At 65.2% G+C, this 22,639-nt stretch carries 20 protein-coding genes; 12 read left to right on the top strand and 8 right to left on the bottom strand.

Annotated elements, in window-relative coordinates:
* Positions 1–16: 16 nt before the first annotated feature.
* Positions 17–226, top strand: a complete 210-nt coding sequence (locus AAFG16_RS37465; protein WP_018648868.1) for a hypothetical protein — start codon at positions 17–19, stop codon at positions 224–226.
* Positions 227–522: 296 nt separating this feature from the next.
* Positions 523–1,080, top strand: a complete 558-nt coding sequence (locus AAFG16_RS37460; protein ID WP_283081350.1) for a hypothetical protein — start codon at positions 523–525, stop codon at positions 1,078–1,080.
* A 120-nt stretch (positions 1,081–1,200) separates the two neighbouring features.
* On the opposite strand, the gene AAFG16_RS37455 is transcribed toward AAFG16_RS37460, so the two are convergent.
* On the bottom strand, positions 1,201–2,082 hold the full coding sequence (locus AAFG16_RS37455) for a metallophosphoesterase (RefSeq protein ID WP_342733446.1): 882 nt from the start codon (positions 2,080–2,082) through the stop codon (positions 1,201–1,203).
* A gap of 122 nt (positions 2,083–2,204) precedes the next feature.
* Between AAFG16_RS37455 and AAFG16_RS37450 the strand changes: the two genes are divergently transcribed.
* From AAFG16_RS37450 to AAFG16_RS37425, 6 genes are all read left to right on the top strand, one after another.
* A complete protein-coding gene (locus tag AAFG16_RS37450) occupies positions 2,205–2,696 on the top strand; it encodes an NUDIX domain-containing protein (RefSeq protein ID WP_342733444.1) in 492 nt (163 codons plus the stop codon).
* 77 nt (positions 2,697–2,773) lie between these two features.
* Positions 2,774–3,838, top strand: a complete 1,065-nt coding sequence (locus AAFG16_RS37445; RefSeq protein WP_342733442.1) for an acyltransferase — start codon at positions 2,774–2,776, stop codon at positions 3,836–3,838.
* A gap of 36 nt (positions 3,839–3,874) precedes the next feature.
* Positions 3,875–5,140: a glycosyltransferase family 2 protein gene (locus AAFG16_RS37440; protein WP_342733440.1), complete on the top strand. Its 1,266-nt coding sequence runs from the start codon at positions 3,875–3,877 to the stop codon at positions 5,138–5,140.
* Positions 5,137–6,261, top strand: coding sequence for a hypothetical protein (locus AAFG16_RS37435; RefSeq protein WP_283081345.1), 1,125 nt, complete (start codon positions 5,137–5,139; stop codon positions 6,259–6,261). Before AAFG16_RS37440 ends, AAFG16_RS37435 begins: the two co-directional genes overlap by 4 nt.
* A gap of 57 nt (positions 6,262–6,318) precedes the next feature.
* Positions 6,319–6,834, top strand: coding sequence for an N-acetyltransferase (locus AAFG16_RS37430; RefSeq protein WP_342733438.1), 516 nt, complete (start codon positions 6,319–6,321; stop codon positions 6,832–6,834).
* A 922-nt stretch (positions 6,835–7,756) separates the two neighbouring features.
* The gene (locus tag AAFG16_RS37425) at positions 7,757–8,110 is read left to right on the top strand and encodes a hypothetical protein (RefSeq protein WP_342733436.1); all 354 of its coding nucleotides are present in this window, start codon (positions 7,757–7,759) and stop codon (positions 8,108–8,110) included.
* Positions 8,111–8,320: 210 nt separating this feature from the next.
* Here AAFG16_RS37425 and AAFG16_RS37420 read toward each other — a convergent pair whose 3' ends face one another.
* The 6 genes from AAFG16_RS37420 to AAFG16_RS37395 form a co-directional block, all read right to left on the bottom strand.
* Positions 8,321–10,684 carry a TonB-dependent receptor gene (locus tag AAFG16_RS37420; protein WP_342733434.1) on the bottom strand — a complete coding sequence of 788 codons (2,364 nt, stop codon included), beginning with the start codon at positions 10,682–10,684 and terminating at the stop codon, positions 8,321–8,323.
* Positions 10,685–10,840: 156 nt separating this feature from the next.
* Positions 10,841–11,245, bottom strand: coding sequence for a DUF2946 family protein (locus AAFG16_RS37415; protein ID WP_342733432.1), 405 nt, complete (start codon positions 11,243–11,245; stop codon positions 10,841–10,843).
* Positions 11,246–11,642: 397 nt separating this feature from the next.
* On the bottom strand, positions 11,643–13,706 hold the full coding sequence (locus tag AAFG16_RS37410) for a hypothetical protein (RefSeq protein ID WP_342733430.1): 2,064 nt from the start codon (positions 13,704–13,706) through the stop codon (positions 11,643–11,645).
* A gap of 7 nt (positions 13,707–13,713) precedes the next feature.
* Positions 13,714–16,527, bottom strand: a complete 2,814-nt coding sequence (locus AAFG16_RS37405; protein ID WP_342733428.1) for a DUF4159 domain-containing protein — start codon at positions 16,525–16,527, stop codon at positions 13,714–13,716.
* Positions 16,524–17,468 carry a DUF58 domain-containing protein gene (locus AAFG16_RS37400; RefSeq protein WP_342733426.1) on the bottom strand — a complete coding sequence of 315 codons (945 nt, stop codon included), beginning with the start codon at positions 17,466–17,468 and terminating at the stop codon, positions 16,524–16,526. The genes AAFG16_RS37405 and AAFG16_RS37400 overlap by 4 nt, the downstream gene beginning before the upstream one ends.
* Positions 17,468–18,466 carry a MoxR family ATPase gene (locus AAFG16_RS37395; RefSeq protein WP_283081336.1) on the bottom strand — a complete coding sequence of 333 codons (999 nt, stop codon included), beginning with the start codon at positions 18,464–18,466 and terminating at the stop codon, positions 17,468–17,470. The genes AAFG16_RS37400 and AAFG16_RS37395 overlap by 1 nt, the downstream gene beginning before the upstream one ends.
* A gap of 275 nt (positions 18,467–18,741) precedes the next feature.
* Here AAFG16_RS37395 and AAFG16_RS37390 point away from each other — a divergent pair, with 275 nt between their 5' ends.
* The 4 genes from AAFG16_RS37390 to AAFG16_RS37375 are packed head-to-tail and all read left to right on the top strand — an operon-like array spanning position 18,742 to position 21,548.
* Entirely contained in the window at positions 18,742–19,353 is a 612-nt protein-coding gene (locus tag AAFG16_RS37390) for a DUF1285 domain-containing protein (RefSeq protein ID WP_342733423.1), read from the top strand.
* Complete coding sequence (locus tag AAFG16_RS37385; RefSeq protein ID WP_283081335.1) at positions 19,350–20,021, top strand: CoA pyrophosphatase; 672 nt, start codon at positions 19,350–19,352, stop codon at positions 20,019–20,021. Before AAFG16_RS37390 ends, AAFG16_RS37385 begins: the two co-directional genes overlap by 4 nt.
* Positions 20,018–20,281 carry a DUF6111 family protein gene (locus AAFG16_RS37380; protein WP_283081334.1) on the top strand — a complete coding sequence of 88 codons (264 nt, stop codon included), beginning with the start codon at positions 20,018–20,020 and terminating at the stop codon, positions 20,279–20,281. The genes AAFG16_RS37385 and AAFG16_RS37380 overlap by 4 nt, the downstream gene beginning before the upstream one ends.
* Before the next feature lie 10 nt (positions 20,282–20,291).
* The gene (locus tag AAFG16_RS37375; RefSeq protein WP_342733420.1) at positions 20,292–21,548 is read left to right on the top strand and encodes a CCA tRNA nucleotidyltransferase; all 1,257 of its coding nucleotides are present in this window, start codon (positions 20,292–20,294) and stop codon (positions 21,546–21,548) included.
* Positions 21,549–21,662: 114 nt separating this feature from the next.
* On the opposite strand, the gene AAFG16_RS37370 is transcribed toward AAFG16_RS37375, so the two are convergent.
* On the bottom strand, positions 21,663–22,562 hold the full coding sequence (locus AAFG16_RS37370) for an AraC family transcriptional regulator (protein WP_342733418.1): 900 nt from the start codon (positions 22,560–22,562) through the stop codon (positions 21,663–21,665).
* Positions 22,563–22,639 lie beyond the last annotated feature (77 nt).

Here is a 22,639-nt window from a genome sequence, read left to right as displayed (position 1 = left end):
CGAGAGGAGACTGACAATGACCACAGGCAGCAATTTCTGGGTGATCGGCGGCGAGTTCGGCTCGATGAACTTCCACAAGCTGGTGGAAGGTTCGGCCCAGGTCAAAGGCCCCTTCAAGACCCGCAAGGAAGCCGAGGACTGCTGGCGCGAGGTCTCGGAAGAGAGCCGCCACAAGGCCGGCGTCCGCTTCTCGATCGTGGAAGAGCCCTCGCGCGTTTCGGCCTAAAGCATGATCCGGAAAAGTGCGTAGCGGTTTTCCGGAAAGATCATGCGCAAACAACAACCTAAAGCGCGATGACGATTCATCCTGATCTCATCGCGCTTTAGAGGCCCGGCCGCCGAGCTGAATTAAGAAGACGTCCAAGGACGGATGGTCCCATCCAGGCTCTGCCTGGGTGGGATCGTCTGTTTTTGGGACAGGCGAGGTGCCTGTGGGCACCGTAAGTATCTGGAATTATGGACCCTTTGCGGACGTGATGGTTGCTGATAGGTTAACGTCAGCAATCCAGGACGAGGCCGACAATGTCAGAGCCCGAGACCAGCGTGACCCATCCCAGCCAGCCGCGCCCGGTGCGGCTGCGCGATGCGCTGCTGCGCGCACGGATCGAGGCCGCCGACCGGACCGGGGTCGTCGTCGACCTCCGCGACGCCGAAGTGGCGCGGCTGGAGATCCTCAACGACGCGCTCGACCCGCTGTTCGCGCAGGTGCCTGACCAGATCGACCTGTTCGACCGCGGCATCAGCCAGGGCGAGACGCCGAGGCTCTGGATCGACGTGGTCGCGCACATCATGATGGGGCGCGACAAGCGGCAGTACCGCTTCGTCCAGGACACCCGCTTCGGCCGCATCGTGCTCGCCGAATCGCACGACACGGCTGTCATCGTGGACGCCGTGACCGACTACGTCGCCCGCCGCATGATCGAGCGCGAGCGCGCGATGGTGGTCCCGCCCGAGCCGGTGCCCGAGGCCGCGGAGAAGCCGCGGCGCCGCTCGCGCGTCTGGCCGTTCGTGCTCGGCTTCATCCTCGGCGCAGCCGCGCTGTTCGGCCTCGCCGTCGTGGCGGCCCTGCGGAGCTGGTGAATTTTCCTCCGCCGTCATTCCGGGGCGCGCGTAGCGCGAGCCCGGAATCCATTGATCCGCATGCGCTGCCGCCCGATGGATTGCCGGCTCATGCTTCGCATGCCCCGGAATGACGGAGTGCTAGATCAACCTTGCATGCTTGAGCTGCTGGATCTGAAACCCAGCCCCGAGACCCCGCACCGTCTGCTCGCAGCGCCAGCCGGCATTGTCCTTCTCGATCGTGAAGAGATTATACGCCGCCGCGGGATAGCGCCCGTGCGCGAGCGCGGAGGCCGAGGGCACGCCGAGCGCGGGAATGTTGCCGTTGGGCCCCTCGAACCACATCGTCGAATGAATGTGGTCGTGCCCGTGCAGGATCAGCTCGACGCCGTGGCGCCTCACGAGCGCGAGCAGCTCGGCGGAATCGGTCATCCGCTTCTGGCGTGCGACCGACTTCAGCGGATGATGCACCAGGAGCACGCGAAAGATGTCCTCGGCCGCGAGTTGTTCGAGCACCGCTGCGAGCGCGGCGAGCTGATCGCGGCCGAGCGTGCCGGTCGCCATCAACGGCAAAGTCGGCACCGCCGTCGACAGGCTGATCAGCGCGAGTGGTCCGCGCCGGCGCACGCTCGGAAAGCCGATGCGGCCATCGTCGCCCGCAAGATAGGGCGCAAAGGTCTCGCCGAAGCGATGGAAGGTGGCGCGGACATAGGCGTCGTGATTGCCGGGAATCGTGGTGACGCGGTCGGGCGGCCCGACACCGTCGAGCCAGGCGCGCGCCGGCGCGAACTCCGCTTCCAGCGCGAGGTTGACGAGATCTCCCGTCACCGCGATGTGGTCGGGGGCCTGCGCCTGCATGTCGGCGACGATGGCGTCGAGCACCTCGCGGCGCTGGTATTTGTGGCGGTTGCGCGTCCAGTTGACGTAACCGAGCACGCGCTTGCCCGCGAGTTCGACCAGCCGCGGCTTCGGCAATGGCGGCAGATGCGGGTCGGACAGGTGGGCGAGCGTGAAGGGGGCCATGGCGCGCGATTGCCTCGCTATTCGTCCGCTGTAATGGCAAGGTCGCGGGCAGCGCGCAAGCCATGCCTGTGACAAGCAAAGCCTGACAAGCAAATCCTGAAGCGGAGCATCAAGGAAGCCTGATGGGAGAACCTCTCGACCGGATGCGACGGAAATTCGAGCCACTGCTGCGGCACGTCTTCCACACCTATTTCCTGTTCGTCCGCGGCATGACTCTCGGCGTCCGCGCCGTGGTGCTGGACGCCGAGAACAGGGTGTTCCTGGTCAGGCACAGCTATGTCAGCGGCTGGTATCTGCCCGGCGGCGGCGTCGACTACGGCGAGACCATGGAGCAGGCGATGCGGCGCGAACTCAAGGAGGAGGGGGACATCGACCTCACCGGAGAGGCCGTGCTGCACGGCATCTTCCTCAACAGCCACATCTCACGCCGCGACCATGTCGCGGTGTATGTCGTCAGGCAGTTCAGGCAGGAGCGTCTGCCCGAGCCCAATCGCGAGATCGCCGAATGCGGTTTCTTCGCGATCTCGGCACTGCCCGAGGGGACCACGCCCGGCACGCGGCTGCGGCTTGCGGAAGTGCTGGACGGCAAGCCCCCGATCACGACGTGGCGGTGAGATTTCAATGCAAAGCCGGGATGAGGCGGAAGGAACCTCCTTTTCTCGCGGGCCTGGTGTGCTAGGAAGAATGCCGCATGGGGCAAAGCAACTTCATCCCGAGACTTGAATCTCTTCGCGGTGTGGCTGCCGTTCTGGTCGCCGTCTACCATTGCGGCGGCATGTACCTGCAATACCCGGCCTCGGGGTCTTCGCGACTCTATTTCGCCTTCGCCAACGGTCTTGGCTGCGTCGTCGTTTTCTTCGTCATCAGCGGATTTGTTCTCGCCCGAAGCCTGGACAGGGCCGATTCCACTACCTTCGTTTCATTCGCGAGGAACAGAGCCTTTCGTCTCTTGCCGGCGTCCATAGCGGTCGTCGGTCTGCTCACGTTCCTTCATGAACGTTTTGGATTCTATGTTGGCTTTGAGGCTTCCTTTGCGCCACTCAACGTCTTGCTCAACATGCTTCTCATCAAGAGCGACATCAATGGCGTGATGTGGTCACTGACGGTCGAGATTGCCGCGACTCCACTGATCTTCATGTCTGTCCGAGCATACAGGAAACACGGCAGGACGCCTCTTCTCGCAGTTGCCGCCGTTCTGTTTGGCCTGTCGTTCGTGGGCCAATATCGCGATCTCATTGGCGCGAATTTGGCGCCGCTTTATGCCTTTGTTGCAGGCATTTTCGTTCATTTCGAGGGACCGAAGATCGCCCGCTCCGTTTCCCTTAGGATGTCAGTTTGGCTTCCCGTCCTCGGCATAGCGCTGTTCCTTCTGGCGGGCATGCTCAAGCAAGACGCTGGTTTGATGATCTTGATGGACTGCATCGGCGGAGCTTTGCTCGTGTTGGCGATTTCGCAATGGCCGCATCAACCCATGATGAAACCGCTCGATTGGCCTCTGGTGCGTTTCTACGGTCGGATATCCTATAGCTTCTACTTGCTGCACATGCTCACGGTCGGGCCCATGATAGCTCTGGGCGCGGGATGGTTTGGGGGCCTGAACCCCTGGACAGCGGCGACGACCTTGTCAGTGCTGACTGTTCTCGCGGCAGCCGTCCCTGCACTGGCGTGCTACAGGCTGATCGAAATTCCCGGAATTAACCTCGGCCGGCGGCTGGGAAGTCTGAATGGCTTGCGCAACCGCGCGGTTGCGCAGTAACCGTCTGTCTGTCTTTCTGCATTCACGCGAGCGAAATTGGTTGAATTGATGGATATGGCCGAACCTGCTTCGAAAAGCGTAAGGCAAGTCGCGGGCATTCCGTCGGTGACCATGCCTGAGCTCGAACTGACAATTTTGATGCCTTGCCTCAACGAGGCGGAAACGCTGGCAGTCTGCATTGCCAAGGCGCAGACGTTTCTTGGTCGGGCCCAGATCGCGGGCGAGGTTTTGATTGCGGATAATGGCAGCACGGATAATTCGCAGCATATCGCTGAGGCCGGCGGCGCTCGTGTGATCGACGTCCCCATGCGTGGCTACGGCGCAGCACTCCGCGCTGGTATCGCGGCAGCCCGTGGCCGCTACATCGTGATGGGAGACGCTGACGACAGTTACAATTTCGAACGCCTCGATGCATTCCTGAAACGCCTGCGGGCCGGTGACGATCTGGTGATGGGAAACAGGTTTCGCGGTGGCATCGAAGCCGGCGCTATGCCCTTCCTGCATCGCTATCTCGGAAACCCCGTCTTGAGCTGGTTGGGCCGGCTGTTTTTCCGTACGCCTCTGCGTGATTTTCATTGCGGCATCCGGGGCTTTTCCAGGGGGGCAATTGCGAAACTGGACCTGCGCACCACCGGAATGGAGTTTGCGAGCGAGATGGTTGTTCGTGCCACGCTCGTCGGGCTGAAAATATCGGAAGTGCCGACCACGCTGTCGAAGGATGGCCGATCACGTCCTCCACACCTGAGGACGTGGCGCGATGGCTGGCGTCACCTCAGGTTTCTGTTGCTGTATTCGCCGAGATGGCTGTTCTTCTACCCGGGTGCGTCGCTTGTTGCGGCAGGGACTGTGCTGAGCGGCCTGCTCTTCTGGGGCCCGATTCGAATTGCCGGAATCAGCTTCGAGATCCGGACCATGCTCGTCGCGTGCACCTGTCTGATCGTGGGTATTCAGGGCGTTTGCTTTGCGACGATTGCGCGTGGCTTCGCGGAGGATTTGAACCTTCTTCCTCCGTCTCCACGCTATGGCCGCATCATCGAGGCGTTTACGCTTGAACGCTTGGTTTTCGGGGGCGCGGCCATCTTTTTGGCCGGAATAGCCGGCCTGGTCACGGCGGTGGTGAGGTGGGGCGAAGTCCATTTTGGATCGCTCGATGTGTCTGGTCTGCTAGGGATGGTGGCCCTCTCCACGACGGCGATAACGGTCGGCGCGCAGCTCATTTTCACCGGCTTTCTGGCCGGCCTTATGTCAATCAAGCACTCCTCAGCCAACGTCGCGCTCGGCGGATTCGACGGAACGCAATGAAAATACTCAAACTCGTCCTCGGACTGGTCTGCCTGGCAATCCTCGTCAGCAATGTCAGCACGATGTCGCATTGGACCGAAGCCCGCGGCGTCTACGACGACATCTGCTATCTGCGCCAGGCGCATCTGTTTCAGCTACACGGTATCGGTGGGTTTGACACGGACTTAGCGCGCGATGAGGATCGCTTCCTCGCGCGGAAACTGATAGAGATCGGCTTCCCCGAGGGCCGGCTTGCGCCGTGTCATCCGCCGGCGAAGAGCGGCAAATATGTGCTGCAATATCCGCCCGGCACCGGATTCCTGCTCTCGCTATTTCAAGAGGGACATCAAGTGGTCCCACTCTATGTCGCTGCTGGCCTGATCGTGTGCGGTTTTGCCCTGCTCGGCATTTTCATGGCGCGGTCCCCGTCGGAAGTGCTGGGGGCGGGCGTGTTTGGCGCTCTCGCGATCTACATGATGATCAATCCGACCAAGGCCAGCTATTCCTTGGCTCCGACGATGGCGATCTGCGCCGCTTCGGGCTATCTGACTGCGCTGTGGCTGACCAGGGACAAGCATGAAATCTTGCTGGTCGCCCTGGTCGGTCTCCTGCTTGGTCTATCGGTGAATTTCAGGTTACCAAACCTGTTCCTGGTCGCGGGTTACGTCCTTTACCTGGGCTTCACGTTTCTTCGCTTGCGGACCGGCCCGACATTCCTGCGCGGGGTGGCTTTCAGCGCCGCTTATGTCGTCGGCCTGACGCCTACCTTGATTGCCAACGCGATCAATGCCGGTAGCCCGTTTACGACGACTTACGGGTCCGATGACGCTCTCGCCCCGGAATTCAACCTCGAGATCATGAGTCAGTATCTGCATGACCTGCAATTCGGGTTGATCCTGCTCGGGGTCGGATCGACTGCATGGCTGCTGCGAGTAGGTGAGGCCGGAGCGCGCCACGTCGCGCTCCTTGTCGTCGGCAATCTTCTGATCAACCTCGCCTTCTTCTTGAGCCATCCAATCTTCACGCCCTACTACGTGGTTCCGGTCACTTTGCTCTCGATGTGGAGCGTGTGCTTTGCAGGATTGATGCAATCGCCAAAGCATGCCGGGCAGGGCCGGCTCGTGCCGGCGACCGGCGCGTGAACCCGCTGCAACTCTATTGGACCTTGACGCTTTCAGGTGCTATCTGCCCGGGTTGACATGACCGATCTCTCGCTCACCATCCTTCCCGAAGCTGCCGGCGACGCCCAGGCGATCGAGCGTCTGCACGAGCGCACCTTCGGCCCCGGCCGCTTCGTGCTCAGCGCCTACCGCATCCGCGAGCATGTCGACCATCTGCTCGACGTCTCCTTCACTGCGCGCATTGGCACGCTGCTGGTCGGCTCGGTCAGGCAATTGCCGATCCTGATCGGCGAGACCAAGGCGCTGATGCTTGGGCCGCTCACCGTCGAGCCGCCGTTCCGCGACCGCGGCATCGGCCGTCAGTTGATGGAGCGTGCGCTGAAGGATGCGAGGGAGAAGGGCCACGCCATCGTGCTGCTGGTCGGCGACGAGGCCTATTACAGCCGCGTCGGCTTCAAGCAGGTCCCCAAGGGCCGCGTCATCATGCCGGGCCCGGTCGATGCCGCCCGCGTCCTGGTGTACGAGCTGGTTGAAGGTGCGTTCGAAGGCGTGTCGGGGACGGTCGTGCCGGACTGGAGCAAGGCGCGGGGTTAGCGGTGCGGGTCGATCTCTATCGTCGTCGCCCCAGCGGAGGCGGGAACGGAGAGATGTCGCGTTGCCAGATTGTGCCGTTGTCGAACTGGATCAGCATGTCGCCGATTGAATAGTCAGCGTTTCGACCTTCAGTTCGTGGACGCGATCGGAGATGGCAGCAACGAATGGCTTGCCAGCAATCCAAGCGAGCAAAGGACCGCTTAGATCTAGCTCTCCATCTCTAAAACTGTCCCGGCTGCGCCGGAGGGGCCGGCCAATCCGACCTGAGATTGTTGGGAGCGGCGCGATCGAACAGATCCTGTCGCAACACAAACCCGCGTGCGGTCCAAGGGGCATCGAGGGCTGGCACCTTGGGTCTGGTCGTGCCGATCGTTTTCTGCGGTGAAGCATGACCGGGAGCTGCCGTTCCCGCAGGTGCGGTGTCCGTCATTGCGAGAGCGGCAACAGCAAGAATGAGGACGTACGATGCATTTGAGAACATATGAATTCTCCTGCAATCAAATCACGTCCTGGGAAGAGGGCCACGGCATCGCGTGAAAGAGGTTGATTTAGATCAATATCGACGGGCGCAGAACATGCTGCCGGCGCGCCTCGCGCCGTCATTCGCATGATGACCCCTCCCGAACCACGAGCTTCGCTCAATGGGAGCGCCTGATACGGGGCTGATCATATGACCCGGGCGACCTGGCAGACTATCGCCATCCCTATGAACGGGAATACTCGGCAATCAGAGGTAGCAGACGAACAGTGCAGCGCTATCATACCGGCGGGACCGACACGCGATCCGGGATTTTACGGAAGCTGACACCTCGTTGTTCTCATGTGGCAATGTTCCGCCGAGCGGAGACATATCTCCGTTTGCGATCCGCCATTTTTGATCTGTTGATCCATATCAAGCCCGTTTTCTTCTTGCCGGAGAATGATGGAGTTCAACGACTGGACGCAGGCCGAGGATGTCGCGAGCAAAATTCGCTCGATGTCGCGGTGGGAGAAGCTCATGAAACCTCGTCCTTCGACATGCCTCTCGGCCCTTGCACTAATCGCCGGCTTGGCTCCCGGTGGAGCAGTAGGGCAGACCGCCGGGGAGACAGTGCAGGGCATGCTCGCGACGCAAATCCGCTCCCAGGGATTTGTCTGCGACAAGGCGCTCAGCGCGACCAAGGACGTCAGGCGCTCACGGCCCGATCATGGTGTCTGGGTGCTCAGATGCAGCAACGCGAGCTATCGGGTGAGTCGCGCGCCCGACATGGCCGCCAAGGTCGAGCCTCTTCGGTGACGTAGCGCTCCGGTCACGACAATGATCTTCACGTGTAAGCCAAATGGCGGCTGACCGACCGGAGCGGTGAGCGGACGTCGCACGAGGTTTGCGAAAGAAGCGCAAGGACGACAAGGTCCGCGAGATCAGGATGAATCATCATCGCGCTTCAGCTTGTTGTTTGCGCATGATCTATCCGGAAGACCGCTGCGCGATTTTCCGGATCATGCTTCAGAACTTGAAGTTCGCGAACGCCCGCACACCGATGCCGGGCATCAACACCTGGTCCTTGGTGTAGGACACCGAGTTGCGGATGCTCTGGTTGAGGAGATTGTTGCCGGTGATGCCTGCCATCATCTCGCGCGCGCCGAACCAGTTGGGGGCGAGCTTGGTCTTGTAGCTCACCTCGGCCCTCAGCAGGTTGTAGCCCGGCGTCGGCGTCTCCGCGACCGCGGCGACGTTGTCCTGCGCGAAGGCGTGCAACAGGTTGACGCGCATCAGCCAGTTGTCGTCGCGCCAGAACACACCGCCGCCCATCCGCAAGGGCGGAATGCGTGGCACGTTTGTGCCGTCGGTGAAGGTGGCGCGGACCACGTCGAGCTGGTTCTCGATGCCCCAGATGCCGCCCTGGAACGCGCCGACATCGAGCTGCGACTGGAATTCGCCGCCGCGGAAATTGGCATTGCGTTGCGAATACACCGCCTGGTTCAGCTCGGCGCCGGGCGTGCCGCACGAGGCAAAGTCGTCGTCGCACATCACGCCGGTGAGGCGGCGAAAAATGAAATTGTCGAATTGCGTGTAGTAGACGGTCGCTTCGAAGCGGAGCGGCCCCGTCGCCTTGCGCACGCCGACCTCGACCGACTTCGCGGTCTCGATCTTTAGGTTCGGATTGCCGATGTCGAAGGTCGCCGTCGCGTCATGGGCGCCGCGCGAGAACAACTCGGCCGGCTTCGGCGCGCGCTCGACATATTGCGCGGTGATGCTGCCGACCATGCCGCCCGGCAGGTCCTGCAACAGGCCGATGCTGCCGCTCTTCGGCGTGTAGGAGGGATTGCGCGCGATCGGCACCTGCGGTGTGCCGTCGGGCAGGTAGTCGGCCGGGAAATTCGGCGTGGTGCCGTGCAGCTCGACGTGCTCGATGCGGCCGGCGATCTGGGCCCGCGTCGCGTCCGTGAACTTGAACTCGTTGAAGGCGTAAGCAGCAACGCGGGTGTTGTTGTTGGGGTCCCACAGGCCGTTGAACAGCGTGCCGGGATTGTCGGGGCTCGGTGCCGTCAGCTCCTGATGACCGACCTGGAAGCCCAGCGCCGTCGTCACTTCGGCGAAGCGCGCGTTGAACGGCATCAACTGCACCTCGGTGCGGATCTCCTGCTCCTTGTTGGTGAAGGTCTGCCGCACACCGTCGGTGTTGGGATCGGCGGGGTCGGCAAGGCCGATCTCGTTGTGTCGATAATCCGTGGCGCCAGCCCAGAAGCGGATGGTGTCGATCGCGGCGGCATCGGGCCGGTACTCGCCCTTGACGTTGATCTTGGTCTGGTGACCGTCGATCCGCGTGTTGTGGTCGGCGCCGTCGATACCGGGGATGTAGTAGAGCGAGTCGTTCTGCGTGATCGCCGCGCCGATATAGCCGCCCTGGAAGAAGTAGGAGCCGCCGATCGAGGCGCCGTCCGACCGTGTCGCCGAGTTAGGCTGGCGGCCGTTGGTAATGGTGCGCGTCTGGTCGGTCAGGTAGGGATAGCTCGGAATGCCGTAGTCCGTGGTGTTGCGCCCGTAGGCATCGGCATGGAAGGCAAAATTGCCGCCGCCGGTGTCCAGCAGCACGCCGCTTTCGACGCCGCGATCGACCGAGCTGAAGGCGGTGCGGGTCTCGGCGGTGACGCAGGGCGAGGTCTCGGCGGTCGCGAGCGGCGCCTTGATCGGCAGGCCGTAGGTCTGGAACGAAGGAGCGCAGGAGGGCAGCGCATCCGGAATCCGGTTGTTGGTGGCGCTGACGACGCCGCCGATCGAGGTCGAGCCGTAGCGCAGCGCGGCCGGCCCGCGCACCACCTCGACCTGGTTGGTCGCGAGCGGATCGATCGGGACGAAGTGGTCCTCGCCGAGATCGGAGGCGCCGCCTCCATTGGTGCCGTTCTCGACGATGCCGACCCGGTTGACGTCGAGCCCCCGGATGACCGGCCGGCTGGAGGCGCCCGGCGCGAAGCTCGAGCCGGTGATGCCTGGCTTCGAGAACAGGAGATCGCCGAGCTGGCCGCCGCCCTCGCGGCGGATCTCCTCGTTCGGCACCACGGTGACGGTGGCGAACTGGTTGGTCACGATGGGCAGCACGCCCTGCTGGGGCGCGGCGGTTTGCGGCGCCGCCGGCACGGCTTCGGCCGTGCGTTCGCGGCTTCGCACCCGCGCGGTCCGTGTGGCGCGGCCGGGGGTGCGGGACGGTACCACCGCTCTGCGCACGATGGGGCTAGGGGCCGTCACGGTGACGGACGGAAGCTCGGTGGCCACCGGCTTGTCCTGAGCCAACGCCGGGGTGGCGGCGGCACCGAGCAGGAGCAGGCTCGCTCCGCCGAGGCGCTGCGCGGGTCGCAATTCAAATGACATGGTCCTGATTCCAGTCAGGCGCCGTCCGTGTGATTGTGTGCTGATCGGAGGCGGCCTGCCGTCGCGGCGCGACGGAATTCGACTTCAACGGCTCCCGGAGCGATCGTCCGCGCTGGTGACGCGGCGAGCCCGGGCGTGATCAAGCGATGTTGGAAGTCAGGACGCGGGAGGGGCGCGCGGCTGGAACGCCGTGCGGGCCGATTCCAGATGGATGAATTCGGCGTCCAAGGTGCGGTAGAGCAGCTCGGTCGCCTGCGGCAGTTGCAACAGGGGCGGCGTCGCGAACACGACGGTGCCCGCCATCGCGACCACGGCGCAGATCGCGCAATTGTCCTCGCCCGGCGGCTCGCGGTCGGGGCTTCCAGGCGATTGCTTCTGGACCGCGGCGCGGTCGCTCGAAGCGGCAGCCTTGCCGCTGTCGGTCTGGCGGAGCGAGGTCGCCGCAAGCGGCGCGGCCTGCGCAAACCAGTGGCTGTGGCCGAAGGTGAGCCCGAGCTGCACCAGCATCGCGAACAACGCGAGCCGGGCGCCGTGCCTGATATTCGACCGGAACCACTTCATCTGCAGACGCCACCCCGCATCGCGAGCCGACGATTTCGGGCGGTCGCGATGTTATAATGTAACATCGCCTGATCGGTGAGCGGATGTCAACGGTGAGCGGAGCCGCGCACGCAGGCCGCAGATCCGATGTGTCGTTCGGGCAACTCAAGCGGGATGAGATGAGCTCGAATCGAGTTGGGCCAACAGCGTTGCTCTCTCCGTTCCCTCCCCCCTTGCGGGGGAGGGGCAGGGAGAGGGGTACCACACGGGGACTCTTTCCGTCGCACCCACACGGGATGCATCGCCAACAACCGTCACCATTTGCTGGGCCACCCCTCTCCCTAGCCCTCCCCCACAAGGAGGGAGGGAACGCACCGGCGTCGCGGCGCTAGGCGGGATCCAATCAAACGTTAGGAAATCACCGCCCCTCGCGGACCCAGGTCGCCGCAAACGCGCCGAGCAGCAGCAACAGGCCGATCAGGCCGGCGAAGATCGGCAGCACGCCGACACCCTTCACGACGCTGGCGTCGCGCATCCGCACGCCCATCCAGCCGTCGCCGGCGAAGACGCTCGCCGAGCGCGACGGCACGATGCGCGGCAGCTCGACGCTGTTGCCGTCGACGACGCGCACGGCATTGCCGCCGGTCGCTTGCGTCAGCGGCTTCAACGTCTCGGTGGTCGAGGTGACTTCCGAAAACTCCTTCGGATTGGTCGGGCCGACATTGATCAGCGCCTTCAGCGTGCCGTCGGTCGCCTGCCACAGGCCGAGCTCATTGGCCGGCAGGCTGGCGCGCCACTCGCCGGGATCGCCGGCGCTCAGCGTCAGGTCGCGCGACACGCCCGACGGCGAGGTCACGCTGACAGGGGGGACGCTGTCCGCCATGGTCTGGCGCACCACGATGAGATCCTTGCCCTGCACCTGGAGGCGCAGCGCTTCTTCGTCGAGATCGGGCTGCTTCATCAGCCAGTGCGACATCCGCCTGAGCAGATCGAGATGCGGGCCGCCGCCTTCATAGCCGCGCGCCCACAGCCAGATATGGTCGGAGAGCAGCAGCGCGACGCGGCCCTCGCCGAAGCGCGACAGGAACAACAGCGGCTTGCCGTCGACGCCCGTCATGACAGGCGGGTTGACGGCGTTGCGGGTGTCGACGGTGCGGAAGAACCGGCTCCAATGCGGCGGCTCGCTGGCCGAGCCTTCCAGCCCGCGCGTGACGGGATGGCGTTTGCCGATGTCGGAGAGATGCGCATAGAACGGCTTCTCGGTCACGCCGACGGGCTCGGCCGGCAGCACCGAATCCAGCGGCGTGCGCCAGATGCTGGTGTTGGAGGCGTAGTCCGGACCGGCTGAGACCAGCACCGCGCCGCCGCTGCGCACATAGCGCGCGATGTTGTCGAAATAGGCGATCGGCAGCACGCCCTGGCGGGCGTAGCGGTCGAAGATGATCAGCTGGAATTCGTTGATCTTCTGCTGGAACAGCTCGCGGGTCGGAAACGCGATCAGCGACAATTCGTTGATCGGCGTGCCGTCCTGCTTCTCCGGCGGCCTTAGAATTGTGAAGTGCACGAGGTCGACGCTGGCGTCGGACTTGAGCAAATTGCGCCAGGTGCGCTCGCCGGAATGCGGCTCGCCCGAGACCAAGAGCACGCGCAGCTTGTCGCGCACGCCGTCGATGGCGACGACGGCGCGGTTGTTCACCGGCGTGAGTTCCCTCTCGAGCGGCGATGCCTCGATCTCGACGATGTTCGGGCCGGCATGCTTGATGTCGACGTCGACGCTGGCGGTCTGGCCGCTCGAGAGCGTGCGCTCGTTGATGGTTTCGCCGTCGCGGCGAACCGTGACCTTGGCGCGCTCGCCGGAGACGCCCTGGTCGTCGAGGCGGTAGGTGATGGTCTGGCTCTGGCCGACGATGCCGAAGCGGGGCGCCGCCGTGATCGCAATGCGACGGTCGCGCTCGTCCTTCTGCCCAGTGATCAGCGCGTGCACCGGCGCCTGGAAGCCGAGCGCGGCGGCATTGGCCGGAATGTCGTGGACGCGGCCATCGGTGATCAGGAACGCACCGGCGACACGGTCGACCGGCACGTCCGACAGGGCCGAGGCGAGGGCGCCGAACAGCCGCGTGCCGTCGGTCTCGCCGTCGGCCTGTCCGGCGTCGACGACGCGGACCTCGAGTCCCTTGATCTTCTTCAGGCCGTCGACCAGCGCCTCTTGCGCCTGGGCTGCTTCGCGATTGCGGTTGCCGAAATTCTGGCTCGGGCTCTTGTCGACGACGATGGCCGCGACCGAGGTGAGGGGATCGCGGTCCTCGCGGGTGAAGGAAGGATTGGCGAGCGCCAGCAGGAACAGCGCCAGCGCCGCGACGCGCACGGCCGCGCCGCGCGCACGCGCCACCAGCAGCAGAAGCGCGATGACAACGATCGCAGCGAGCGCGATCCACAGCACGATCGTGGGAACAAGCGGCGTGAAGGCGATGCCGTAATTCATATCGATCCTATTGCCCCAATCGTTCGATCAGGGCCGGTGCGTGCACCTGGTCGGCCTTGTAGTTGCCGGTCAGGGTGTACATGACGATGTTGGCGCCGGCGCGGTAGGCGAATTCGCGCTGGCGGGGGTCGCCCCCGACCACGGGCAGCATGGCCTGGCCGTCGGGCCGCACCGCCCAGGCCCCGGCGAGATCGTTCGAGGTGATGATGATTGGCGAGACGCCGTCACCGCCGCGCGCCGGCCGCTGCGCGCTCTCGTCATCCTCTTCGCGCGGCAGGGTCTCGACCCAGGTCTGGCCGGTGCTGAAGCGGCCGGGGAAGTCGCGCAGCAGGTAGAAGGTCTTGGTCAGCACGTGCTCGCGCGGCACCGGCTCGAGCTCGGGGACGTCGAGCGACGACAGGATCTCGCGCAGCGTCCGCATCGCCGGGGTCTGCGATGCGCCGCTGTCACCGGGCGCGGCCTCGATGGCGTCGCGGGTGTCGAACAGCACGGTGCCGCCCTGCTTCATGTAGGCGTCGATCTTGTTGATGGCGTCCTGCGGCGGCTTGGGCGCGCCGGGCACGATCGGCCAGTAGATCAGCGGGAAGAAGGCGAGCTCGTCGCGCGCGGGATCGACGCCGACGGGATCGCCGGCCTCGAGCGCCGTGCGCTGCGCCAGGAACAGCGTCAGTCCGGACATGCCGGCCTTGACGATGGAGTCGACGTCGGCATTGCCGGTGACGACATAGGCGAGGCGGGTCTGCGAAGTCGCCTTCATCGCGAAATCGTCGGACGCGCTATCGGCGCGCGACGGCGTCGGCGAGAGCGATGCGAGGCCCGCGAGCACGAGGCCAAGCACGATCGTTGCGGTCGCGGCGCGGCGGCGCAGCAGGGCGGCGAGGCCGCCGCCGAGCACCGCGACGATGATGGCGTCGATCAGGAACAGCGCCAGCGCCGTCGACAGCAGCCAGCCGCGCAAGTCGCGCGGCTCGGCATTGGTGTAGGTGGCGTGCCGGGCGCGCAGGCTCGCGGTGTTCAGGGCGGCGATGCGGTCGGCGCTAGCAAGCGTGTTCACGGCGAGCGGTCCTTCTGCCGGACCATAGAAGCCGGGCGGATGATCGGGTGTGGCGCGGTCGCGATAGTCAGCCGGCAGCGGCTTCGCGGTCGCCGGCGGCGGGCCGAAGGCGCCAAAACCGTCGAGGATGTGAAGCGGCGCCACCGTCTCGGTGGTGGCCTCACTGGCAACGCCGGCGCCGGGCTTGGTGGTGTAGCCGGACATGTCGACGACGCGCCTCAGCATTTCGACGAAGGTGCCCGACATCGGCAGATCGGACCAGCGCATGTCGGCGCTGACGTGGAACAGGCTGACGAGGCCCTTGCCGCGATGCTCGCCGGTGACGAGCGGCGTGCCGTCTTCCAGCGAGGCCCAGCTCTTGGTGGCGAGCACGGCGTCAGGCTCGGCCAGCACCTGCCGGCTCACGGTGACATCCTTCGGCACGACGACGCCGGCGAACGGGCCTTCGGCGGCGAAGGAGGCGAGATGCTGCGGCTTCTCCCAGGTCAGGCTGCCGCCGAGCGTGCGGCCGCCCTTGCGCAGCTTGACCGGCACGAGATCGTCCTCGGCCTGCGCCAAGCGGGGACCTGCGAACCGCACCAGCACGCCGCCTCCGTCGATCCAGGCATTGAGGCGCTCGCGCAGCTCAGGGGCGATGGTGCCGACATCGGCGAGGATGATCATCGGCAGCTTCTGGTCGAGGAACTGCGTGATGCCCTGCTGCGGCGAGCCCTTGTCGGCGAGACGCACGTCGGCGAACGGCGCCAGCGCGCGGGTGAGATAGAAGGTCGGCGCCAGCAGCGGCTGCGCGGTCTCGCTGGTCGAGCCCGAGACGATGCCGATGGCGCGGCGGCGCCAGCGCTTGTCGAGCAGCTGCACCGCGCCGGCGGAGCGCTCGCCCGAGATCTCGAGCCGGGTGATGTCGTTGCGCAGCTCGACCGGCAGGTCGAACGCGGCGTCGGTCTCCTTGTCCTGCGGGCCGAACGAGAAGCGCGCTTCGCCGATCGGCGAGGCCTTCTGGTCCAGGGCGCGCACGGTGCCGACCGCAATGCCGCTGTCGGTGCGCAGCACCTTCACCGTCATCTTCGCCGCGGCGTTCTCGGCCGCGACCAGCGCCAGCGGGGCGGAGGTGCCACCTTCGAAGATGGTCAGGCTGCGATCGCCGATGGTCTTGCCGAGGCCCGTCACGAATTCCTCGCCGCGGCCTGTGTCGACGCCGTCCGACAGCCAGGCGATCTCGCAGTCGCCGGTCGCCTTCAGGAAACGGTCGATCGCGGTCAGGGTTTCGACGCGGTCGATCGAATAGGGCTTTGGCGCGAGCTGGCGCAGCGCGACGCGCGCCGCGCCCGCCGGCATCAGGGTGATGTCGCGGTTCGGCTCCGAGAGCGGCACCAGCGCAATGGCGCGGCGGTCGTTGTCGGCATTGGCGATCAGCTCGTCGGCGGCCCTGATCCGGATGTCCCAGCTCGAGGCCGCGCTCCAGCCGTCGTCGAACATGATCATCAGCGGCGCCTTGCTGCCGGCAAGCCCGGTCTGCGGATTCCAGATCGGGCCGGCGGCGGCGAAGATGACGAGCGCCGCAGCCAGGAGCCGCAGCGCGGTCAGCCACCACGGCGTCCGCGACGGCGTCTCTTCGCGCGGTGCGATGTCGAACAACAGGCGCGTCGGCGGAAACTCGACGCGGCGCGGCCGCGGCGGCATCACGCGCAGGAGCCACCACAGCACCGGCAGGCTGGCGAGGCCGATCAGGAGCAGCGGTTCGGTGAAGGCGAGCGGCAGTCCCATCATGCGGCCGGCCCTGCCTTGATGGTGGTGGTGCGGACGCCCGACTTGCTCACCTGCATGCCGGCATGCAGGAACAGTAACAGCTCGGCCGCGGAGCGGTCGGTCGCATGGGTCGTGAACAGCCAGTCGAGCTTGCTGGTCTCGGCGCGGATCTGGTCGCGGTGCAGCGCGAGGCGCGCGGTGTAATCCTGCGCCCAGCTCTCGGCGCGGCCGGCGGTGATCACGCCGAAGCCTTCAGGCTCGACGAACTCGATGCGGCCGGAATAGGGGAACGACTCCTCGGCGGGATCGACGACCTGCACCATGGTGCCATGCGCGCCGGAGCCGGAGAGGCCTGCGAGCGTGGTCTTGATCTCGGAGATCGGCGACCAGAAATCCGACAGCACGATGATCTCGGCCAGCGCCGCCGGCACGAAGGACGGCGGCAGGCTGAGGCGGTCGGCATCGTCATGCAGCATCGCCTGCGCCATCTTGTCGATCACGCTGCGGCTTGCGGTCGGCGCCATCAAGCCGGGAATGCCGACGCGCTCGCCCCCCGACACCAGCAGCTCGGCCAGCGCGAAGGCGACGATCAGCGTGCGCTCGAGCTTGGATTCGCGCGCGGTCTTCGAGGCGAACGCCATCGAGGGCGAGCGGTCGGGCCAGATCCAGACCGTGTGCGAGGCTTCCCATTCGAGCTCGCGGACATAGAGATGGTCGTCACGCGCCGAACGCCGCCAGTCGACGTTCTGCGCCGGCTCGCCGGAGACGAAGCGGCGGTATTGCCAGAAATTCTCGCCGGAGCCGGCGCGGCGGCGGCCATGCAGGCCGTGGATGACGTTGGCGGCGATGCGGCGGGCTTCCAGCACCAGGCGCGGCAGCGAAGCGGCGAGCGTGCGGCTTTCGCCATCGGCACGTCGGATCGCGATGATCTCCTTTGCTGTGTGCCCCGTCTCTGCTGCCATCAACCGATCCGTGTCTTGAGTTGCCTGATCACGTCCGGAATCGTGCGTCCTTCGGCGCGCGCCTGGAACGTCAAGGCCATGCGGTGCTTCAGCACGGGCTCGGCGAGGTCGAGCACGTCGTCGACCGAAGGCGCGAGACGGCCGTCGATCAGCGCGCGGGCGCGCACGGCGAGCATCAGGGATTGGCTGGCGCGCGGGCCGGGGCCCCAGGCGATGAACTTGCCGGCTTCGCCACTCTCGGCGCCGGGACGGGCCGAGCGCACCAGCGACAGGATCGCCTCCACCACGGAATCGCCGACCGGCAGGCGGCGCACCAGCCGCTGCGCGGTGATCAGCGCATCCGCGCTCATCGAGCCCTTCGCCAGCGTCTCTTCCGCGCCTGTCGTCTCGAACAGGATGCGGCGCTCGGCGTCGCGATCGGGATAGTCGACGTCGATCTCCATCAGGAAGCGGTCGAGCTGAGCTTCCGGCAGCGGATAGGTGCCTTCCTGCTCCAGCGGGTTTTGCGTCGCGAGCACGTGGAAGGGTTTTGGCAGGTCGTGGCGCGCGCCGGCCACCGTGATGTGCTGCTCCTGCATCGCCTGCAGCAGCGCCGACTGCGTGCGGGGGCTCGCGCGGTTGATCTCGTCGGCCATCAGGAGCTGGGCGAACACCGGACCGGCAATGAAGCGGAAGGCGCGCCTGCCGGCGGTGCTCTCGTCCAGCACCTCGGCGCCGAGAATGTCCGACGGCATCAGGTCGGGCGTGAACTGGATGCGCTTGGCATCGAGACCGAGCGTGACGCCGAGCGTCTCGACCAGCTTGGTCTTGGCAAGGCCCGGCACGCCGATCAGGAGCGCATGGCCGCCGGAGAGGATCGTCACCAGCGTGTTCTCGACGACGCGATCCTGGCCGAAGATGACGGAGCCGATCGCCTCCTTCGCCGCGCGAATCTGGCTCGACACCTGCTCGGCCGAACGGACGATCCCGTCCTCGAGTTTCTCGACACTCTCCGCCATTCGCTCGCTCCTTCAGCCGGCCATTCGGCTTGCTTGCGTCGTCACATCAGCACGTCGGCTGGATCATGGGCCCTATGCTAGACTTGCAGGAAGGCCATGTATTCGTTGAATTAACCTATCCCCACCTTATCGGCTTCGGGTTATGTACCGCATCACGAAGTGGCGACCTCCACACCGGACTAATCCGGGGTGGAACCGAGCGCCGGACTACAACGTAGACCTGCACCAATCGTGCCAAACGACATTCGTGCCAAGTGACAAAGTCAGGGCAAACCATGGCGAACCAAGGGCAGAGCGCCGATCGCGGTCTTGAGGGGCTGACTGCCGCCGCCAAAAGTGCTGCTAGTGCCGCAGGCGCCAAAAAGGGCCTGCCGCCGGTGCATCTGTGGAATCCGCCGTTTTGCGGCGATCTCGACATTCGAATCGCTTCCGATGGTACTTGGTTCTACATGGGGACGCCAATCGGCCGTCACGCGCTGGTCCGCCTGTTCTCGACCATCCTCAAGCGCGAGGGCGACAAGCATTTCCTGGTCACGCCGGTGGAGAAGGTCGGCATCCGTGTCGACGACGCGCCGTTCATGGCGGTCGAGATGCTGAAGAGCGGAGAGGACAACCATCGCGTGCTGAGCTTCCGCACCAATGTCGAAGATTGGGTGACATGCGATGCCGCGCACCGGCTGCGCTTCGAGCAGGCCAAGGACGGCGGGTTGACGCCTTACTTGCATGTCCGCGCCGATCTCTGGGCCAAGGTCACCCGTGCGCTCTATTACGATCTGGTTGACATGGGCGAGGAGCGGATGGTCGATGGCCAGCCGATGTTCGGCGTCGAGTCGGCCGGCGAGTTCTTCGCCATGGCCGACGCGGAGCAGGTGAGGGCCGCGCTTTGAACAAGCCTATCCCCAGAGGTGAGCCCGTCGCGATCGGCGCGGCGGATTTCTTCGCCCGCTCGCGGGCAAGGCTCGGCTTCGACGTGCCGCCCGGCCTCTACGATCCCAACATCATTCCCGCCTCGGGCGATCCCGGCACCGACAAGATGCTGGAGATCATCGCCCGCGAGCAGCCGGTGCGCCCCGCAGCGGTCCTGATCGCGGTGGTGGACCGTCCCGAGCCGACCATTTTGCTGACGCAGCGCTCGGCCCATCTCAACGACCATGCCGGCCAGATCGCCTTTCCCGGCGGCAAGATCGACGCGATCGATTCCTCACCGCTCGATGCGGCGCTGCGCGAGGCCGAGGAGGAGGTCGGGCTGTCCAGGGACTTCGTCGAGCCGATCGGTTATCTCGATCTCTACGGCACCGCCTTCGGCTTCCGCATCCTGCCGACGGTCGCCAAAGTGCGGCCCGGCTTCGAACTCACCATCAACCATTCCGAGGTTGATGACGCCTTCGAGGTGCCGCTATCCTTCCTGATGGATCCGGCGAACCACCAGGTGCACAGCAAGGAATTCCGCGGCATGGAGCGGTTCTATTACGCGATGCCGTTCGCGGAACGCTACATCTGGGGTGCGACGGCCGGAATGCTGCGTGTGCTGTATGAGCGGATCTATTCATCATGATCCGGACGGTTCTGACCGAGATCGGAATCTTCCTCATCCCCTTTGCCGTCTATGCGCTGTTCCTGGCCGCCACCCGCTCCGGCCTGTTCGTGCAATCGTCCTGGCCGGTCACGGTGGTCGCGCGCCTCGTCCTGGCGGCACTGGTGCTGGTGATCGCGGGCCTGGTCGGGCTCGCGCATTTCTCCGGCGCGGCGCCGGATTCGACCTACACGCCCGCCCATATCGAGAACGGCAAGCTCGTGCCGGGCGTGGAACGATAGGAGCGGGCCGATGAGCGAGGAGCCGTTACTTGCGCAAGCGCCCTGGCTGACCTCAGGTGGCACCGCGCGCGTCCTGAAGCTGCTCAACGCCGATGGCGAGGAGGCGCGCGTGGTCGGCGGCGCCGTGCGCAACGCGCTGCTCGGTCTCGTGCCCGGCGACATCGACATCGCAACCACGGCGCTCCCGGACGAGGTGATCCGCCGCGCCAAGGCCGCCGGCATCAAGAGCGTGCCGACCGGCGTCGACCACGGCACCGTCACCCTTGTCATCGACGGGCACCCTTACGAGGTCACGACGCTGCGCGAGGACACCGAGACCTTCGGCCGCAAGGCCAAGGTCGCGTTCGGCCGCGACTGGGTGAAGGACGCCGAGCGGCGCGACTTCACCATGAACGGCCTGTCGGTCGATGCGAGCGGTGTCGTGTACGACCATGTCGGCGGCATCGCCGATACCAAAGCGCGGCGTGTGCGCTTCATCGGCGATCCCGACCAGCGCATCGCCGAGGATTTCTTGCGCATCCTGCGCTTCTTCCGCATCCACGCCGCCTTCGGCGCCGGCGAGCCCGACCGCGACGGCTATCTCGCCTGCATCCGCGGACGCGCAGGGCTGGCCAGCCTGTCGGCCGAGCGCGTGCGCATGGAGATGCTGAAGCTGCTGGTGGCATCGGGCGCATCCGCCGCCGCGCTGGCGATGACCGAGGGCGGCTTGTCCGAGGCGCTGATCGGCGGCGTCGCCTATACCGGCCCGCTGTCGGCGATGATCGCGCTCGAGCGCGAGCTCGCTCTTCCCGCCAGCAGCACGCGGCGCCTCGCCGCGCTGACGGTTGCCGTGACCGAGGATGCCAAGCGCGTCGCCACGCGCCTGCGGCTCTCCAATGCCGAAGCAAAGGCGCTGGATTCGATGGGGCATCGCTGGTGGCGCTTCGCCAACAAGGACGAGGCCAATGCGCGGCGGCTGCTCTACCGGCTCGGCGCGGAGCGCTATCTCGATCGCGTGCTCCTGGCCTGGGCGCGGGACGGCGGCGATACCGGCTCGTCGCGCTGGCGTGCGCTCGCCGAGCTGCCGCAGCGCTGGACCGCGCCGAAATTTCCGCTGAAGGCAGCCGATTTCATCGCGCGTGGTCTTGCCGAAGGGCCCGCGCTCGGACATGTGCTGACGCTCGCCGAGGACGCTTGGCTTGCGGCGGATTTTCCCCTGGAGGAAGCCGCGCTCGCTGCCATCGCCGATCAAGCTGCGGCGCGCGTCAGCCGCGACGGGACATCGTGACCATCGTCTCAGGCTTCGCGGACATCTCGATCCTTCGGCTATTGCTGGTCGGGTTGATGGCGTTGTTTGTCAGCTTGGCGAAACCGGCGCAGTGATACCCGACTGCAAACCCAATCATGGATCGCTGTGGTTCGTTCCCATTCGATATTGCGTCGGTGAGCAGCCGAAGTGATCGCGGAAGCGGCGATTGAAGTAAGTCACTTCATTGAAGCCGCAGGCAAAGGCGATGTCACTCACCTTCGTGTGGTCGTAGCGAACGTCCGACAGCATTGCCCGCGCCTTCTGCAAGCGCAATTCAAGTACGCGCTCGGAGAATGTGGCGCCGCTTTCGAGCAGCAAATCGCTCACATAGCGGCGCGACAGATTAAGAGCATCCGCGATGGTCGTGATCGACAGAGACGGCTCGGCGAAGCGCTTCTCAATGATTGCAATCAGTTCGCGCTGCCGCGCGGCGCGCAAGCCGCGTTCCGCCGCGATCTCCGCGACTTCCCCGCGCGCGCCGAGCGCCAACACGATCAAGTCTCCGAGCATGGCCTTGGCGCGCCGCGTCAACTCCGGGTCTTCGTGGACTTCATCGGCTTCGAGGAGAAAATTGATGGTGCGCTCGAGATGCCGTACCGCGGGATTCGCTGGGTCGAGCAACATTGCCGAACGATGATCGGCATGCGGAACAAGTTTCAGAATTTGCGCACGAGGTATGGATGCCAAATTCCACGCCGTGAGGCCGTTCGTAAAGCTCGAGACCGGTTGGGCGATGTTGTAGGCGACGACGCTTCCCGGCTTCAGCTCAAGCTCCTGGTTTCCCACAGTCCATAATTGCGGCTGGGGGCTGCGATAAAAACCGACAAAAATGTCGTCGCGATCATTGGCCACGTGCTTGCGCGTGCGCACGTAGTGTCCCGTCGTCGTGGCAAACCGGCCGACGCTCAATTCGCCAAGAAGGACATTCTTCGACGCGGTATAGAATGGCTTGTCCTCGGCGTGCTTCATGTCGGCCTTGCCGAGTTGTTCCATCCATATCTCGTGCCACAGGCGGAATCGGGCCTTGTCATTCAAGTGGGATGGAAGCTGGTCCGATGAAAATTCTACCT

It is taken from the genome of Bradyrhizobium sp. B117 (assembly GCF_038969555.1).
Lineage (GTDB): Bacteria > Pseudomonadota > Alphaproteobacteria > Rhizobiales > Xanthobacteraceae > Bradyrhizobium.
The sequence above is the reverse complement of the archived record's forward strand: the minus strand, read 5'-3'. Positions and strand labels throughout refer to the sequence as shown.

Bases quoted from the DNA above. Each gene is read 5' to 3' on its own strand.
- AAFG16_RS37465 (WP_018648868.1), top strand. From the start codon at position 17: ATGACCACAGGCAGCAATTTCTGGGTGATCGGCGGCGAGTTCGGCTCG.
- AAFG16_RS37460 (WP_283081350.1), top strand. From the start codon at position 523: ATGTCAGAGCCCGAGACCAGCGTGACCCATCCCAGCCAGCCGCGCCCG.
- AAFG16_RS37455 (WP_342733446.1), bottom strand. From the start codon at position 2,082: ATGGCCCCCTTCACGCTCGCCCACCTGTCCGACCCGCATCTGCCGCCA.
- AAFG16_RS37450 (WP_342733444.1), top strand. From the start codon at position 2,205: ATGGGAGAACCTCTCGACCGGATGCGACGGAAATTCGAGCCACTGCTG.
- AAFG16_RS37445 (WP_342733442.1), top strand. From the start codon at position 2,774: ATGGGGCAAAGCAACTTCATCCCGAGACTTGAATCTCTTCGCGGTGTG.
- AAFG16_RS37435 (WP_283081345.1), top strand. From the start codon at position 5,137: ATGAAAATACTCAAACTCGTCCTCGGACTGGTCTGCCTGGCAATCCTC.
- AAFG16_RS37430 (WP_342733438.1), top strand. From the start codon at position 6,319: ATGACCGATCTCTCGCTCACCATCCTTCCCGAAGCTGCCGGCGACGCC.
- AAFG16_RS37425 (WP_342733436.1), top strand. From the start codon at position 7,757: ATGGAGTTCAACGACTGGACGCAGGCCGAGGATGTCGCGAGCAAAATT.
- AAFG16_RS37420 (WP_342733434.1), bottom strand. From the start codon at position 10,684: ATGTCATTTGAATTGCGACCCGCGCAGCGCCTCGGCGGAGCGAGCCTG.
- AAFG16_RS37415 (WP_342733432.1), bottom strand. From the start codon at position 11,245: ATGAAGTGGTTCCGGTCGAATATCAGGCACGGCGCCCGGCTCGCGTTG.
- AAFG16_RS37410 (WP_342733430.1), bottom strand. From the start codon at position 13,706: ATGAATTACGGCATCGCCTTCACGCCGCTTGTTCCCACGATCGTGCTG.
- AAFG16_RS37405 (WP_342733428.1), bottom strand. From the start codon at position 16,527: ATGATGGGACTGCCGCTCGCCTTCACCGAACCGCTGCTCCTGATCGGC.
- AAFG16_RS37400 (WP_342733426.1), bottom strand. From the start codon at position 17,468: ATGGCAGCAGAGACGGGGCACACAGCAAAGGAGATCATCGCGATCCGA.
- AAFG16_RS37395 (WP_283081336.1), bottom strand. From the start codon at position 18,466: ATGGCGGAGAGTGTCGAGAAACTCGAGGACGGGATCGTCCGTTCGGCC.
- AAFG16_RS37390 (WP_342733423.1), top strand. From the start codon at position 18,742: ATGGCGAACCAAGGGCAGAGCGCCGATCGCGGTCTTGAGGGGCTGACT.
- AAFG16_RS37380 (WP_283081334.1), top strand. From the start codon at position 20,018: ATGATCCGGACGGTTCTGACCGAGATCGGAATCTTCCTCATCCCCTTT.
- AAFG16_RS37375 (WP_342733420.1), top strand. From the start codon at position 20,292: ATGAGCGAGGAGCCGTTACTTGCGCAAGCGCCCTGGCTGACCTCAGGT.
- AAFG16_RS37370 (WP_342733418.1), bottom strand. From the start codon at position 22,562: ATGGAACAACTCGGCAAGGCCGACATGAAGCACGCCGAGGACAAGCCA.